This is a genomic window from Pseudomonas sp. MS15a(2019) (genome assembly GCF_013277805.1).
Lineage (GTDB): Bacteria > Pseudomonadota > Gammaproteobacteria > Pseudomonadales > Pseudomonadaceae > Chryseomonas > Chryseomonas benzopyrenica.
The window spans coordinates 16,621-31,197 of sequence record NZ_VBTN01000014.1; the positions used below are offsets into that span (position 1 = coordinate 16,621).

11 protein-coding genes are annotated in these 14,577 nt (G+C 67.4%); 6 read left to right on the plus strand and 5 right to left on the minus strand.

The window, feature by feature from the left end; all coding sequences use genetic code 11:
* Window positions 1-212: 212 nt before the first annotated feature.
* Window positions 213-662, plus strand: coding sequence for a large-conductance mechanosensitive channel protein MscL (gene mscL / locus FEZ61_RS20075; RefSeq protein WP_017639092.1), 450 nt, complete (start codon window positions 213-215; stop codon window positions 660-662).
* A gap of 22 nt (window positions 663-684) precedes the next feature.
* Here mscL and FEZ61_RS20080 read toward each other — a convergent pair whose 3' ends face one another.
* Both FEZ61_RS20080 and FEZ61_RS20085 read right to left on the minus strand, forming a co-directional pair.
* Window positions 685-2,238: a TerC family protein gene (locus FEZ61_RS20080; protein WP_017639091.1), complete on the minus strand. Its 1,554-nt coding sequence runs from the start codon at window positions 2,236-2,238 to the stop codon at window positions 685-687.
* Window positions 2,239-2,471: 233 nt separating this feature from the next.
* Window positions 2,472-3,248 carry a ferredoxin--NADP reductase gene (locus FEZ61_RS20085; RefSeq protein WP_173150188.1) on the minus strand — a complete coding sequence of 259 codons (777 nt, stop codon included), beginning with the start codon at window positions 3,246-3,248 and terminating at the stop codon, window positions 2,472-2,474.
* A 72-nt stretch (window positions 3,249-3,320) separates the two neighbouring features.
* Between FEZ61_RS20085 and FEZ61_RS20090 the strand changes: the two genes are divergently transcribed.
* The 3 genes from FEZ61_RS20090 (at window position 3,321) to FEZ61_RS20100 (ending at window position 6,890) form a co-directional block, all read left to right on the plus strand.
* Window positions 3,321-4,451 (plus strand): class I SAM-dependent methyltransferase, encoded by a 1,131-nt coding sequence (locus FEZ61_RS20090; RefSeq protein WP_017639089.1) that lies wholly within the window; start codon window positions 3,321-3,323, stop codon window positions 4,449-4,451.
* A gap of 28 nt (window positions 4,452-4,479) precedes the next feature.
* Complete coding sequence (cls, locus tag FEZ61_RS20095) at window positions 4,480-5,919, plus strand: cardiolipin synthase (protein ID WP_017639088.1); 1,440 nt, start codon at window positions 4,480-4,482, stop codon at window positions 5,917-5,919.
* Window positions 5,920-6,005: 86 nt separating this feature from the next.
* Window positions 6,006-6,890 (plus strand): hypothetical protein, encoded by an 885-nt coding sequence (locus FEZ61_RS20100; RefSeq protein WP_173150190.1) that lies wholly within the window; start codon window positions 6,006-6,008, stop codon window positions 6,888-6,890.
* Here the strand turns inward: FEZ61_RS20100 and glsB are convergent.
* The 3 genes from glsB to FEZ61_RS20115 all read right to left on the minus strand — a co-directional run bounded on the left by glsB (window position 6,887) and on the right by FEZ61_RS20115 (window position 10,064).
* Window positions 6,887-7,828, minus strand: coding sequence for a glutaminase B (gene glsB / locus FEZ61_RS20105; RefSeq protein WP_173150192.1), 942 nt, complete (start codon window positions 7,826-7,828; stop codon window positions 6,887-6,889). The two genes, FEZ61_RS20100 and glsB, sit on opposite strands and share 4 nt — an antisense overlap.
* 49 nt (window positions 7,829-7,877) lie before the next feature.
* Window positions 7,878-9,194 carry an ATP-binding protein gene (locus tag FEZ61_RS20110; protein WP_173150194.1) on the minus strand — a complete coding sequence of 439 codons (1,317 nt, stop codon included), beginning with the start codon at window positions 9,192-9,194 and terminating at the stop codon, window positions 7,878-7,880.
* 177 nt (window positions 9,195-9,371) lie between these two features.
* Window positions 9,372-10,064, minus strand: coding sequence for a response regulator (locus FEZ61_RS20115; protein WP_173150380.1), 693 nt, complete (start codon window positions 10,062-10,064; stop codon window positions 9,372-9,374).
* Window positions 10,065-10,217: 153 nt separating this feature from the next.
* Here FEZ61_RS20115 and FEZ61_RS20120 point away from each other — a divergent pair, with 153 nt between their 5' ends.
* Both FEZ61_RS20120 and FEZ61_RS20125 read left to right on the plus strand, forming a co-directional pair.
* A complete protein-coding gene (locus FEZ61_RS20120) occupies window positions 10,218-11,369 on the plus strand; it encodes an efflux RND transporter periplasmic adaptor subunit (protein WP_173150196.1) in 1,152 nt (383 codons plus the stop codon).
* Entirely contained in the window at window positions 11,369-14,479 is a 3,111-nt protein-coding gene (locus FEZ61_RS20125; RefSeq protein ID WP_017639082.1) for a multidrug efflux RND transporter permease subunit, read from the plus strand. The genes FEZ61_RS20120 and FEZ61_RS20125 overlap by 1 nt, the downstream gene beginning before the upstream one ends.
* Window positions 14,480-14,577: the final 98 nt, after the last annotated feature.

The window sequence follows — 14,577 nt, forward strand, 5'->3', positions numbered from 1 at the left end:
GGGTGAGAGATAGAGGTCGCGAGGGCCGCAGCTCTCGTCGTACAAGGGTGGACCCGGTCCTTTCGACAAAGTGCGACAGCCACGACCAGCTGCCGATTCGCTGACGATTTGACGCTGGCGGGGAACCTAGAGACCGTCAGCAAGGTTCCAAACCCGAGCGAAGCGAGCACAATCGTCTATCGTCTCTTCGAAACCATCCAAAGGAGTGCAGCATGAGCATCATTGCCGAGTTCAAGAAATTCGCCATGAGAGGCAACGTGGTCGACCTGGCGGTCGGCATCATCCTGGGCGCGGCTTTCGGCAAGATCGTGTCGTCCTTTGTAGCCGACATCATCACACCGCCGCTGGGGTTGCTGCTGGGGGGTGTGGATTTCTCCCAGCTGGCCATCACTCTGAGGGCTGCCATAGGTGACCAACCGGCCGTGGTCATGTCCTACGGCAAGTTCCTGCAGACCATCTTCGACTTCGTGATCATCGCCTTCGCCATCTTCATGGCGATCAAGGTGCTCAACCGCCTGCGCCTGCACCAGGATGCCGCGCCCTCTGGCCCGACCAAGGACCAGGTGCTGCTGACCGAGATCCGCGACCTGCTGAAAGAGCAGAACAGCCAGGCGACCGCGGCCCCTGTCGTCAAACAGGAACCGCCGATCACCCCGCAGTAGAAACCTGCTGGATCCCGCCTCGCTAGGAGGCGGGTCGCTCCAGGCGGATCCAGCCGATCCGTCGATCCTTGACCGATTCCACCGTCAGCTGCCAGCCCTGGTATTCCAGGCGATCACCAGCCACCGGCAGGCGGCCCAGCAGGTCCACCACCAGGCCGCCCAGGGTCTGGTAGTCGTCGTTTTCCGTGATCTGGAAACCGGTGCGCTGGGCCAGGGGATGCAGATTCAGACCGCCGCTGGCGCGATAGCCGTTCTCCACCCTTTCCAGCTCCGGCAGGCTCTCCTCGCTGGCATCCGGCAGTTCGCCGGCAATGGCCTCGAGGATGTCGGTCAGGGTCAGCAGGCCTTCGAAGCCACCGAATTCGTTGACCACGAAGGCCACGTGGGTGGAGGCCGCGCGCAGCTGTTCCAAGGCACCTAGCACCGTGGCCTGGGCCGGCAGGTGGATGGGGGTGCGCACCCGGGCGCGCAGGTCCGGTGACTGGCCCTGGAGGATGTCGGCGAACAGCTCCTTCTTGTGGACATAGCCCAGGGGCTCGTCGATGTTGCCATTGACCACCAACGGCAACCGCGAGTGAGCCGAGGCCAGCAGTTGCTCATGCAGTCGTTCCGGCGGAGCGTCGGCATCGAGGATGTCGACGTCGGCGCGGGCGGTCATCACCGTACGCACCGGGCGTTCGCCCAATTGCAGCACGCCACTGATCATCAGGCGCTCACGGCGATCGAAGACCGGGCCTTCGCCCTTCTCGCCTTCCATCAGTTCGGCGATGTCCTCGTCCACCTCGTCTTCGCGCAAACGACCACCCAGCAGGCGCAACACGGCCTGGGAGGTCCGCGCACGCATGCCGAGCCGCTCGTGCATCTGCCGCTTGCGCTTCCAGCGCACCACCTGGTTGGCCAGCTCGATAAGGATCGAGAAGCCGATGGCGGCGTACAGATAGCCCTTGGGAATGTGGAAGCCCAAGCCTTCGGCGGTCAGGCTCAGACCGATCATCATCAGGAAGCCCAGACACAGCATGATCACCGTGGGGTGGGCGTTGACGAAGGCGGTCAGCGGCTTGCTCGCCACCAGCATCAGACCGATGGAGATGATCACGGCGATCATCATCACGCTCAGGTGCTCGACCATGCCCACGGCGGTGATGACGGCGTCCAGCGAGAACACGGCGTCGAGCACCACGATCTGCGCCACCACCGGCCAGAAGGCGGCGTAGGTCCGGCTGCCACCGGTCTTGTGGGTATGGCCCTCGATGCGTTCGTGCAGCTCGGTGGTGGCCTTGAACAGCAGGAAGATGCCGCCGAACAGCATGATGAGGTCACGACCGGAGAAGGCCTTGCCGAAGACCTCGAACAGCGGTTCGGTGAGGGTGACCATCCAGGAGATGCTGGCCAGCAGGCCCAGACGCATGATCAACGCCAGCGACAGGCCGATGACCCGTGCCTTGTCACGCTGCGCCGGAGGCAGCTTGTCGGCGAGGATGGCGATGAAGACGAGGTTGTCGATGCCCAGGACGATTTCCAGGACGATCAGGGTCAGCAGCCCCAACCAGGCGGTGGGATCGGAGATCCATTCCATTAGCGGTATGCCTCCGCAAGAGAGGGCCGGACGGCCACGGAGGAAAGACAACGGGAGGGGGTGTTGGCCGCGCCTGGCCAGGAGGCCGGGGGCGGCTCGGATCTGTCACTGCTCATCGGAACTCGAAAGGTAGCCTTGGAAATTCCGATCCTAGAGCAAGGCGGGGCCAAAGCTAAAGGTCCAACCTTTTCCAATTGTGAAGAAAACGTAAAGACGCCCGGATAACTTCCCGGTTACCAGTAGTTTTCCACCGCCACCTGGCCGGGTCGGCGACTCAGGGCCAGCTGCAGATCGCGGGTCTTGAGCAGCTGGCGGGTGTCGTCGACCATCTCGGGATTGCCGCAGATGAGGATCCGCGAGTGCTCGGGCGACAGCGTGACGCCGGCGGCGCGTTCCAGCTCGCCGTTCTCGATCAGGGTGGTGATGCGGCCGCGCAGGGCGCCGGGGTGATCCTCGCGGGTGACCACCGGGACATAGACCAGGCGGTCGGTGAGGCCTTCGAGGTGCTCCACCTGGCCGTAGCCGTTGATGACGTCCTGGTAGGCCAGGTCGCGGGCCGCGCGCACGCTGTAGACCAGCACGATGCGTTCGAAGCGCTCCCAGGTGTCGGGTTCCTGCAGCATGGACAGGAAGGGTGCCAGGCCCGTGCCGGTGGCCAGCAGCCAGAGATCCCGACCGCCGCCGAAGCGCTCCAGGGTGAGATAGCCATAGGGCTGCTTTTCCACCAGCAGCTCGTCGCCCTCGCGCAGGCGGCTCAGCTCGCTGGTGAAGGCGCCGCCAGGCACCACGATGGAAAAGAATTCGAGGAATTCATCGTGAGGTGCCGAGACCATGGAATAGGCGCGCCAGACGATGTCGCCATCGGCCTTGCGCACGCCCAGCCGGGCGAATTGGCCGGCGCGAAAGCGATAGCGCGGGTCGCGGGTGGTCCTCAGGCTGAAGAGGTTGTCGCTCCAGGGCCAGACGGCGGTGATCGTCTCGCGGGTGAACTTGTCTTCGGTGGCGGTCATACTGGCCTCTTTTTCCCGATTGCTTAGAGCCATTGTCCCGCACTGGGCCGCCGATAAACACCGACAGAAACCATGCCTTCTCTCGTCTCGCCCTTCGCCACCCTCGAACTCGACCGTCAGCCACCGCGCCGCGACGATCCCCTGCAGGCCTTCGACGCCGCCGACGAGTACCTCCTGCAGCAGGTCGCCGAGGGCGGCCTGGCTCCCGCCACCCGGGTGCTGGTGCTCAACGACGCCTTTGGCGCCCTGGCCGTGAGCCTGGCCGGCCATGCCCAGGTGACCTCCAGTGGCGATTCGCACCTGGCGGCCCTGGCCCTAGCGGCGAATCTGGCACGCAATGGCCTCGCCGCCGATGCGGTTACCTTCGTCCCGGCCAGCGAGGCGACGGGTGGGCCCTTCGATCTGGTGCTGATACGGGTGCCCAAGACCCTGGCCCTGCTGGAAGAACAGCTGATCCGCCTGCACGGCCAGTTGGCGCCGGACGCTCAGGTGATCGCCGGCGGCATGCTCAAGCATCTGCCCCGCGCCGCTGGCGACCTGCTGGAGCGGCACATTGGCCCGGTACAGGCCTCGCTGGCGGTGAAGAAAGCCCGACTGCTATCTGCCACGCCCGCGTCGCGGCCGGCGGTAGCCTCGCCCTACCCAAGTCGTTATCGCCTGGATGCACCGCCGCTGACTCTGGTCAACCATGCCAATGTCTTCTGCCGCGAGGGTCTGGACATCGGTACCCGCGCCTTCCTGCCGCACCTGCCCCAGGGTCTGGGCCAGGCCCGGGTAGCCGATCTCGGTTGCGGCAACGGCGTGCTGGCCCTGGCCTGTGCCCTGGCCAATCCGGAGGCGCAATTCACCCTGGTGGACGAGTCCTACATGGCGGTGCAGTCGGCGCAAGAGAACTGGACCGCGGCCTTCGGCGAGCGACCGGTGGCGATCCGCGCCGCCGACGGCCTGGCCGAGCAGCCGCCGCGGTCGCTGGACCTGATCCTCTGCAATCCACCCTTCCACCAGCAACAGGTGGTGGGCGACTTTCTGGCCTGGCGCATGTTCCAGCAGGCACGGGCGGCGCTGAGCGAGCAGGGCGAACTCTGGCTGGTGGGCAATCGCCACCTGGGTTACCACGTCAAGCTCAAGCGACTGTTCAAGCGCGTCGAACAGATCGCGGCCACGCCGAAATTCGTGGTGCTGAGGGCGGTCCAACCCCTCTGACATACATCCGGAGAAGAGAGCCGCCCGCGTGCCATCCCTGCCCCTCGATCTCCACTACATCGCCCTGGTGCTCGAACTGATCGGCATTAGCGCGGCGATCCACGCCATTGTTACGGTGCGTACCGCCCAGGGCGCCATGGCCTGGGCCATGGCGCTGGTGTTCATGCCCTTGCTCAGCCTGATTCCCTATCTGGTGTTCGGCCGGCGCCGCTTCGACAGCTATGTGAAGGCACGGCGCCAGGCCGACGAGGAGATGGCGCGCCAGGCCGCCGAGCTGGACTGGCGGCCCTGGATCGCCGAGGCCATGGCCGCCCAGCAGTGCAGCGCGGCCAACCGCAAGCTCAAGGCCATGACCGCCCTCACCGGCACCCCCTGCGTCGCCAACAACCAGGTGCGGCTGCTGATCAACGGCGAGGAAACCTTCGCCGCCATCCTCACGGCCATCCGCGGGGCGCAGAAGGTGGTGCTGGTGCAGTTCTTCATCATCCACGACGACGCCCTAGGTCTGGCCTTGCAGAACACCCTGCTCGACCGCGCCCGCGCTGGAGTCCAGGTCTTTCTGCTGTACGACGCCATCGGCAGCCATGCCCTGCCGCGCGCCTATGTGGAAAAGCTGCGCGAGGCCGGTTGCGAGGTGAAGGGCTTCAGCAACCGCCGCGGACTGATCAACCGATTCCAGGTCAACTTCCGCAACCACCGCAAGATCGTGATCGTGGATGGCGAGGTGGGCTTCACCGGCGGGCTCAACGTCGGCGACGAATACATGGGCCTCAAGCCGCCCCTGGCGCCCTGGCGCGATACCCATCTGGAACTGCGCGGCCCGGCCCTGGCCACCCTGCAGGAGACCTTCGCCCAGGACTGGTACTGGGTGACCCGGCGGCTGCCCACCCTGCTGCTGCCGGAACGCTACGAGGACGGCGGGGTGCTCTGTCAGGTGGTGCCCAGCGGCCCGGCGGACGACCAGGAGACCTGCTCGCTGTTCTTCGTCGAGGCTATCCATTCGGCGCGCCACCGGGTCTGGATCACCACGCCCTATTTCATTCCCGACGAAGCCGTCTCGGCGGCCCTGCGCCTGGCCGCCCTGCGCGGGGTCGACGTGCGCATCCTCCTGCCCTCGCGACCGGACCACAAGGTGGTCTACGCCGCCTCCTATCTCTATGCCTTCGAGGCGGTGCACGCCGGGGTGCGGGTATTCCGCTACGGACCGGGCTTCCTGCACCAGAAGGTGGTGCTGATCGACGAGGACGTGGCCGCGGTGGGCAGCGCCAACCTGGACAACCGCTCCTTCCGCCTCAACTTCGAGGTCATGGTGATGGTGATGGACGTCCCCTTCGCCTGGGAGGTGCGCAAGATGCTGGAGCAGGACTTCAGTCGCTCCCGCGAACTCACCCCCGAGGACAACGCCGCCCTACGCCGCTGGCGGCGGGTGGCCATGCGCGTGGCGCGGGTGTTTTCGCCGGTGCTCTAGAAACCCGGAACCCGCTCTGCGACGGCCCGGTCCGATGCCCCATGGCGCCTCACCCGGAGCGCCCCGCGCCCCCGGAGTCGCCCGCCATGCCATTCTTTTCGCCGCTGCGTTGCGTCTGCCTGCTGGCGGGCGGTCTGGCCCTGGAGGCCACCGCCGCGCCACGCAGCGTGCCGTCCATCGAGAGCGAAGACGCCGCCCTGGGTAGCGTGGAGGTCAGCGAAACGTCCGGGCGGTTCCATCCGCAACTGGGCGTGGACGTGCGCAACGGTGACTTTTCCCGTGGCAACTACGATGACGATGCCGCCAGCCTCGATCGCATCCCGCTGCACGTCCAGGCGGGTTTCGCCCTGGATCTGCATCAGGGGGTCGACGGCAGCGCCGATGCCTGGCTGGTGTTCAGCAGCAGCAATGGCTTGCACAGCCCGTCCAGCGAGGAACGGGTCAGCCCGCGGCGCTGGTACGAGAGCAACAACCTGCTCGGCCTGGTGGTGTCGCCGGCGGAAGGTCTGAGGGTCGGCTTCGTCTACACGGTCAAGAGCAGCCCCAATGATGTCGCCGCCACCACCCAGGAGGCCAGCCTGACCCTGGCCTACCAGACCGACTCGGGCCTGGGCGCCTGGCGCCCGGGGCTGGCGGTGACCACCCGCACCCAGGGCGACAGCGGCCTCTATACCCAGGGCGGCCTGGAGCCGGGGTTGGATCTCACCCCAGGCGGTCTGCGCCTGAGTTTCCCCAGTGCCCTGGGGGTGGGCTGGAACGGCTTCTACGGACCGGATTCCGGAGACCGCCTTTATGCCCGCACCGGCCTGGCGCTGGAGCAACCGTTCCGCTGGGGCGACACTCGCTGGAGCGCTCGGGCCGAGGCCCTGGCGCTCTACCGCGACGGTGCCCTGCGCGAGTTGAGCGGTCCGGAGGGCGAGACCGACGGCGTGGTGCCCCAGGTGACCCTCAGCCTGTCCATGGCCTACTAGCCCAACGGCGCCACCCCAAGGCCCTCGACCAGACTTTCGAGGGCGCGCAGGCCGGCCACCGAGTTGCCATAGCTGTCCAGCCGCGGCGACCAGACACAGATGCTCATCTGCCCCGGGACGATGGCGACGATGCCGCCCCCGACCCCGCTCTTGCCCGGCAGGCCGACGCGCCAGGCGAAGTCGCCCGCGGCATCATAGAGGCCGCAGGTCAGCAGCAAGGCATTGAGCTGACGCGTCTGCTGGGGGGTCACCACCGCCTGACCATCCTGGGGATTGACCCCACCGTTGGCCAGGAAGGCAAAGGCCCTGGCCACGTCGCTGCAGCTCATGGCCAGGGCGCAGCCATGGAAATAGACGTCGAGGACGTCGTTCACCTCGCTGTGGAGATTGCCGTAGGCCTTCATCAGATAGGCCAGGGCGGCGTTGCGCGCCTTATGGTCCATCTCCGAACGGGCTACCCGGTCGTCGAAATTGATGGCCGGATTGCCGGCCAGGCGCCGCGCCTGTTCACGCATCATCCAGTGGATGGACATGATGCGTGACACCAGCAATTCGCAGACCAGCACGGCGCCGGCATTGATGAAGGGATTGCGCGGCACGCCCTTCTCTTCTTCCAGCTGGGCCATGGAATTGAAGGCATGACCGGACGGCTCGCGGCCGACGCGGGTCCAGATGTCGGGCTCGTCCAGGCGCTGCATGGCGATCACCAGGTTGAGCACCTTGGAAATCGACTGGATGGAAAACGCCGTATCGGCCGCACCCGCACGCCAGACCTTGCCGTTGATGTCACAGACGGCGATGCCGAACTGATCCGGCGCCACCTCGGCCAGGGCCGGGATGTAGTCGGCCACTTGACCTTCGCCGAAGTGGCGCGGCGCGGCGGCGGCGATACGGTCGAGCAACGGCTGCAGCTGATGGCGATCGAAAAGCTCTGGCATGGCGAATCCAAGGCGGGCGGGGGCGCCAAGTGTAGGGGCCCTGGCGGCCTCAGGCGAGCCCCGCGGGCGCCTGCAGGGGCAGGCGGATCTCGAACCGCGCACCGCCCCGCGTACCGGCGCTCAGGTCCAGGCGGCCACCCTGGTTTTCCACTGCGCGACGGCTGATGGCCAGGCCCAGGCCGAAGCCGCCGGTGGCACGGTCACGGCTGCGATCCAGGCGGTAGAAGGGCTCGAAGACTCGCTCGCGCTCGGCCTCGGGGATGCCTTCGCCATCGTCTTCCACCGCGATCAGCAACGTCTCGCCGTCACGGCGGACCGTTACCCAGACCTCACGCTGGCAATAGCGCAGCGCATTGCCGACGAGATTCTGCAGGGCGCGGGCCGTAAGCCGCGGGGCCAGCTCGACCCGCATGGGCGCCTGCGCCATGTCCAGGTGCACCTCGACGCCGCGACGCTCCTGCTCCTCGGCGAAGTCGGCCAGCACGCTGTCGAGAAAGGCTTCGAGATCCAGGCCCAGGCGTTCGGGCGGCTGCTGACTGCTCTGCAGCCGGGCGAAGGACAGCAGTTCGTCGACCAGGGCATCCAGTTCGCGGACGTGGCGGACCAGTTGCTCCAGCTGGCGGTGGGTCTCGGCGGGCAGTGGATCGGCCTGCAACAGTGCCAGGCCGAATTCCAGACGCGACAAGGGCGTGCGCAATTCGTGGGAGACGGCGTTGAGCAGGTCGCGCTGCTGGACGATCAGCGCCTCCAGCTCCTGAGCCATGTCATCGAAGGCCCGCGCCAGCTCGCCGACATCCGAGCGCGGCGAGATGGCCGTACGCTCGCCCAGATGGCCCTTGCCCAGTCGTGCCGCGGTGCGCCGCAGCCGCTCCAGGTCGCGCCAGTGCGGACGTAGCCAGACATAGAGACAGATCAGCAGGGCCGCGCCGATCAGGGCGTTCATCGCCCAGTAGGTCAGGGCGATGTCGGTGGGCGCCTCGGGGATGCCGATCCACAGCACCTGATCTGCCGGCAGCGGCACCAGGGCCGCACTGGGTTCGCCATAGTCACCCAGGCGTACCCGTCGCTGGCCGGCAGCGAGGTCTGCGCGCTCCTCCAGACTGAGGGCCTGATCGTCGCGCGGGACCAGGCGCAGGCTGATGGGCGCCAGCTCCGCGGCCAGTTCGTCCTGCAGCGCCGGCCAGCGCTCCGGCGGCGTGGTGGTGAAGGCGCGCTGAACCAGGCTGAGCGGGCCATGCAGTTGTTCCAGGGTGTAGCGGCTGTAACGCTCGTCGAACACCTTGAGCAGCGCCTCGGGTACCAGGTAGCTGGCGGCGCCGTAGGTCACCAGCAGGATGAGGTAGAGGCGGACGAGGATCTTGAGCATCAAGTGTGGTGCCTCAGAAGTTCGCGCAAGAATTGGCGAGTGATTTTTGCTCGATTCGGCGCTCCGAATGGGCTAGGCGCCACGACGAGTCATAGCAGGGCCATGCGAGGAGGGGCAACGACGCTCAGAAGCAAAAAGCGCCGCCAAAATTGCGCAGTTAACTTCTGAGACATCACACTAGTCCCACTCGGCGCGAGACAGCAGATAACCCTTGCCCCAGACGGTCTTGATCCGTCGCGCTTCGCCAGGATGCTCCTCGAAACGACGGCGCAGCTTGGAGATGGCCACGTCCACCGAGCGGTCGACGCCGTTGAATTCGATGCCGCGCAGTTGCTGGATCAGCTGGTCGCGGCTGAGCACCTCGCCGGCATGGCGCATGAGGACTGCCAGCAGGTTGAATTCAGTGGACGACAGCTCCACCAGCTGGTCGCGCCACCAGACCTGGCGCTCGCCCGGCAGCAACCGCAGCTGGCCGATAACCAGGCGATCATCGGTGGCCACCTCGCCCAGCTGGCAGCGGCGCAGCAGGGTGCGGATGCGCGCCAGCAGCACCCGCGGCTCGCAAGGCTTGCTGACGTAGTCGTCAGCACCGATCTCCAGCCCCAGCACCTGGTCGTGGCTGTCGTCCAAGGCGGTGAGCATCAAGATCGGCAGGCCCGGCTGGGCGGCGCGCAGCTGGCGGCAGACCTGCAGGCCATCCAGCCCCGGCAGCATGACATCGAGCACCACCAGCTGCGGGCGCAGTCGCTGCACCGCGGCCAGGGCCTCGTCGCCACGGCCGATCACGGTCACGGCATAGCCCTGGCGACCCAGGTAGGTGGCGATGAGGTCAGCCAGGGCGGCGTCGTCTTCGACGATGAGCAAGGGGATCACGGCAGCTCTTCATGGCGGCAAAGCCCGAGCATAGCCGAGCGCAGCACCGGCGGGCGCAGGCCTTAACACTCTTTCACAAGAGACCTACAGACGTTTACAGGGTGGCCTGCGCGAGGCGCCTACCATGACGCTCTTCTAGAGGAAGCCCCGATGTCCCCGATCCGCCCTGCCCTTGGCAGCCTCGTGCTGCTCTGTCTGCTGCTCGCCGCCTGCGACCGTCCGGCCGAGGAAGCCGCCGCCCCGCCCGCGCCCAGGGTGCAGGTGGAGACCCTGCACCCCAAGCCCCTGGCCATCGCCAGTGAATTGAGTGGCCGCCTGGTGGCGCCACGGACCGCGGAAGTACGGGCACGGGTCGCCGGCATCGTGCTGCAGCGGGTGTTTCGCGAGGGCAGCGAGGTCAAGGCCGGCGAGGTGCTGTTCCGCATCGACCCGGCGCCGCTGCAAGCCGAGGTGGACAGTGCCGCCGCGGCCCTGCGCAAGGCCGAGGCCAGCGCCTTCCAGGCGCGGCGCCTGGCCGAGCGTTATGCGGCACTGGTCGAGAGCGAGGCGATCAGTCGCCAGGAGCAGGACAACGCGCGTGGCGCCAGCCTGCAGGCGGAGGCCGAGGTGGCGGCGGCCCAGGCGGCGCTCAAGCGGGCGCGGCTGAATCTGGGCTATGCCACGGTCACCGCGCCCATCGCCGGGCGCATCGGCAAGGCGCTGGTCACCGAGGGCGCGCTGGTCGGCCAGGGCGATGCCACACCCCTGGCGATCATCCAGCAGCTGGACCCCATCCATGCCGACGTCACCCAGTCGACCCGCCAGCTCAAGGCGCTGCGCGATGCCCTGCGGGACGGCCGGCTGCAGCAGGTGGCGCCGGATCAGGCACGGGTAACACTGCTGCAGGAGGATGGCAGCCCCTACCCCGAGAGCGGCCGCCTGCTGTTCGCCGATCTCACGGTGGACGCCAACACCGGGCAGATCACCTTGCGCAGCCAGTTTCCCAATCCACGGCGCGACCTCTTGCCGGGCAGCTTCGTGCGGGTCCGCTTGGAGCAGGCGCGCCTCGATCAGGGTTTGAGCGTCGCCCAGCAGGCGGTGCAGCGCAGCGTCGATGGCGGGGCCCAGGTCTGGGTGGTGGATGCCGAAAACCAGGTCGCCCTGCGCGAGGTGCGCCTGGGCCCGGTGGTCGAAGGTCGCTGGGTGGTGGAGTCCGGCCTTGCTGCTGGTGAGCGCGTACTGCTCTCCGGTCTGCAACAGGCGCAGCCGGGCCTGGTGGTGGAACCCCAGGAAGCCCAGGCCGCCACGGCGGAGGTGCGCTGATGGCCAACTTCTTCATCGACCGCCCGGTGTTCGCCTGGGTGGTGGCGCTGTTCATCCTGCTCGCCGGGCTGCTGGCCATCCCGCAGTTGCCGGTGGCCCAGTACCCCAATGTGGCGCCGCCACAGATCGAGCTGTACCTGACCTATCCGGGCGCCTCGCCGCAGACCCTGGACGAGAGCGTGGTCAGCCTCGTCGAACAGGAACTCAATGGCGTCAATCACCTGCTCTACTTCTCGTCGAGCAGCAGCCAGGGCAGCGCCACCCTGACCGTGACCTTCCAGCCCGGTACCGATCCGGAACTGGCCAAGGTGGACATCCAGAATCGCCTCAAGGTGGTGGAGCCGCGCCTGCCGCGGGCGGTCACCCAGCAGGGCATCCAGATCGAGGAGACTTCGGCCGGCTACCTCATGTTCGTCACCCTCTCCGCCACCGACGAGCGCCTCGACACCACCGCCCTGAGCGACTACCTGGCGCGCAACGTGGTCAACGAACTGCGCCGCCTGGACGGCGTGGGCAAGGCCCAGCTGTTCGGTGCCGAGCACGCCCTGCGCGTCTGGCTCGATCCCAGTCGCCTGGTGGCGGTCGGCCTGACCCCGGCGGACGTGACCCGGGCCATCGCCGAGCAGAACGTCCAGGTGGCGGCCGGCAGTATTGGCGAGCTACCGGCCCCCGCTGGCCAGGAACTGACCGCGCCGGTGCTGATCAAGGGCCAGCTCAGCGACCCCACGGAGTTCGCCGGCATCCTGCTGCGCGCCGGAGCCGACGGTTCCAGCGTGACCCTGGGCGACGTGGCCCGGATCGAAGTGGGCAGCCAAAGCTACAATTTCGGCACGCGGCTGGACGGCAAGCCTTCGGTGGCGGTGGGGGTGCAGCTGGCACCCACCGCCAACTCCCTGGCCACCGCCCAGGCCGTGCGCGCCAAGCTGGCCGAGCTGTCCCAGTATTTTCCACCCGGGATGAAATACGACATTCCCTACGACACGGCGCCCTTCGTCGAGATCTCCATTACCCAGGTCATCCATACCCTGCTGGAGGCCATGGCGCTAGTGTTCGCGGTGATGTACCTGTTCCTGCAGAACCTGCGCTACACCCTGATCCCGACCCTGGTGGTGCCGGTGGCGCTGCTGGGCACCTGCGCCGTGCTCCTGGCGCTGGGCTATTCGATCAATGTGCTGACCCTGTTCGGCATGGTGCTGGCCATCGGCATCCTGGTGGACGACGCCATCGTGGTGGTGGAGAACGTCGAGCGACTCATGGCCACGGAGGGCCTCGATCCACGCGCGGCCACCCGCAAGGCCATGGGCGAGATCTCCGGCGCCATCGTCGGCATCACCCTGGTGCTGACCGCGGTCTTCGTGCCCATGGCCTTCATGAGCGGCTCGGTCGGCGTCATCTATCGCCAATTCTCGGCGTCCATGGCGGTGGCCATCCTTTTCTCCGCCTTTCTCGCCCTGAGCCTGACCCCGGCGCTGTGCGCCACCCTGCTCAAGCCGATTGCCCAGGGTGCCCATGCCCGCAGCGGCTTCTTCGGCGCCTTCAATCGGGGCTTCGAGCGCCTGACCGGCGGTTTCGAGGGCTGGGTGGCCCGCGCCATCCGCCGCCTGCTGCCCAATCTCGTGCTGTTCGCCGTCCTGCTGGCGGCCCTGATAGCGCTCTATGGCCGGCTACCCGGTGCCTTCCTGCCCACCGAGGATCAGGGCTATCTGATCACCGACATCCAGCTGCCGCCCGGGGCCACTCAGGAGCGCACTCTCAAGGTGATCGAGCGCCTGGAGCGCCATTACGCCGAGGAGCCGGGGGTGGCCAACGATCTCGTCCTGCTCGGCTTCAGCTTTTCCGGCAGCGGCCAGAACGCCGCCCTGGCCTTTACCACCCTCAAGGACTGGTCCGCCCGCGGCCCGGCCGATTCCGCCGCGGCCATCGCCGAGCGCGCCAATGCCGCCCTGGCCGGCGAAAGCGAGGCCTTGGGCTTCGCCGTGCTGCCACCGCCGGTGGAAGGCCTGGGCACCTCCAGCGGTTTCGAGGTGCGCCTGCAGGACCGGTCCAATCGCGGCCAGGCGGCGCTCAAGGCAGCGCGGGATGAATTGCAGGCCAAGCTGGCGGGCAATCCGATCATCGCCTACGTGCGGGAAACGGCCCTGGCCGACAGCGCCCAGGTGCAACTGGTGGTGGATCGCCGCCAGGCCGCCGCCCTGGGAGTGGGTTTCGCCGCCCTCGGCGAGACCCTGGGCACCGCCCTGGGCTCCAGCTACGTCAATGACTTTCCCAATCGCGGCCGGATGCAGCAGGTGATCGTGCAGGCCGAGCTGGGCAGCCGCAGCCAGGTGGACGACCTGCTGCGCCTGGAGGTGCGCAATGAGCACGGGCGCATGGTGCCCCTGTCCGCCTTCGTCAGCGCCGACTGGACCCAGGGTGCGGCGCAACTGTCGCGCTACAACGGCTATCCGGCCATCAGCCTGTCCGGCGAGCCGCTGCCCGGTCACACCACCGGCGAGGCCATGGCCGAACTGGAACGCTTGGCCGCGGAGCTGCCACGGGGCTTCGCCCTGGAGTGGACGGCGCTGTCGTTGCAGGAACGCCTCTCCGCCGGCCAGGCACCGGTGCTGCTGGGGCTGTCGCTGCTGGTGGTGTTCCTCTGCCTCGCCGCCCTCTACGAGAGCTGGTCGATTCCCACCGCGGTGCTGCTGGTGGTGCCCCTGGGGGTGTTAGGCGCGGTGCTGGCGGTGACCCTGAGGGGCATGCCCAACGATGTCTTCTTCAAGGTCGGCCTGATCACGGTGATCGGCCTGACGGCGAAGAACGCCATCCTGCTCATCGAATTCGCCAAGAGCCTGCACGACGGCGGCATGGACCTGTACCAGGCCACCTGCCGTGCCGCCCGGCTACGCCTGCGGCCCATCGTCATGACCTCACTGGCCTTCATCCTCGGCGTGGTACCGCTGGCCCTGGCCACCGGCGCCAGCTCGGCGAGCCAGCAGGCGGTGGGCACCGGGGTGATCGGCGGCATGCTCAGCGCCACCCTGGCGCTGATCTTCGTGCCGGTGTTCTTCGTGCTGGTGCTGCGGGTGGTGGGGCGATTGCGGCGCAATCCGGAGCAGCGCCCTGACTAGATCCGGCCTGCTGTCGCGGATGGCCAGCCTTCGCGGTGGGTCATCCGTCGCGTTTTCCACCGAGACCTAAAGCCGCACCCGGTGGACAAGGCTGCGAC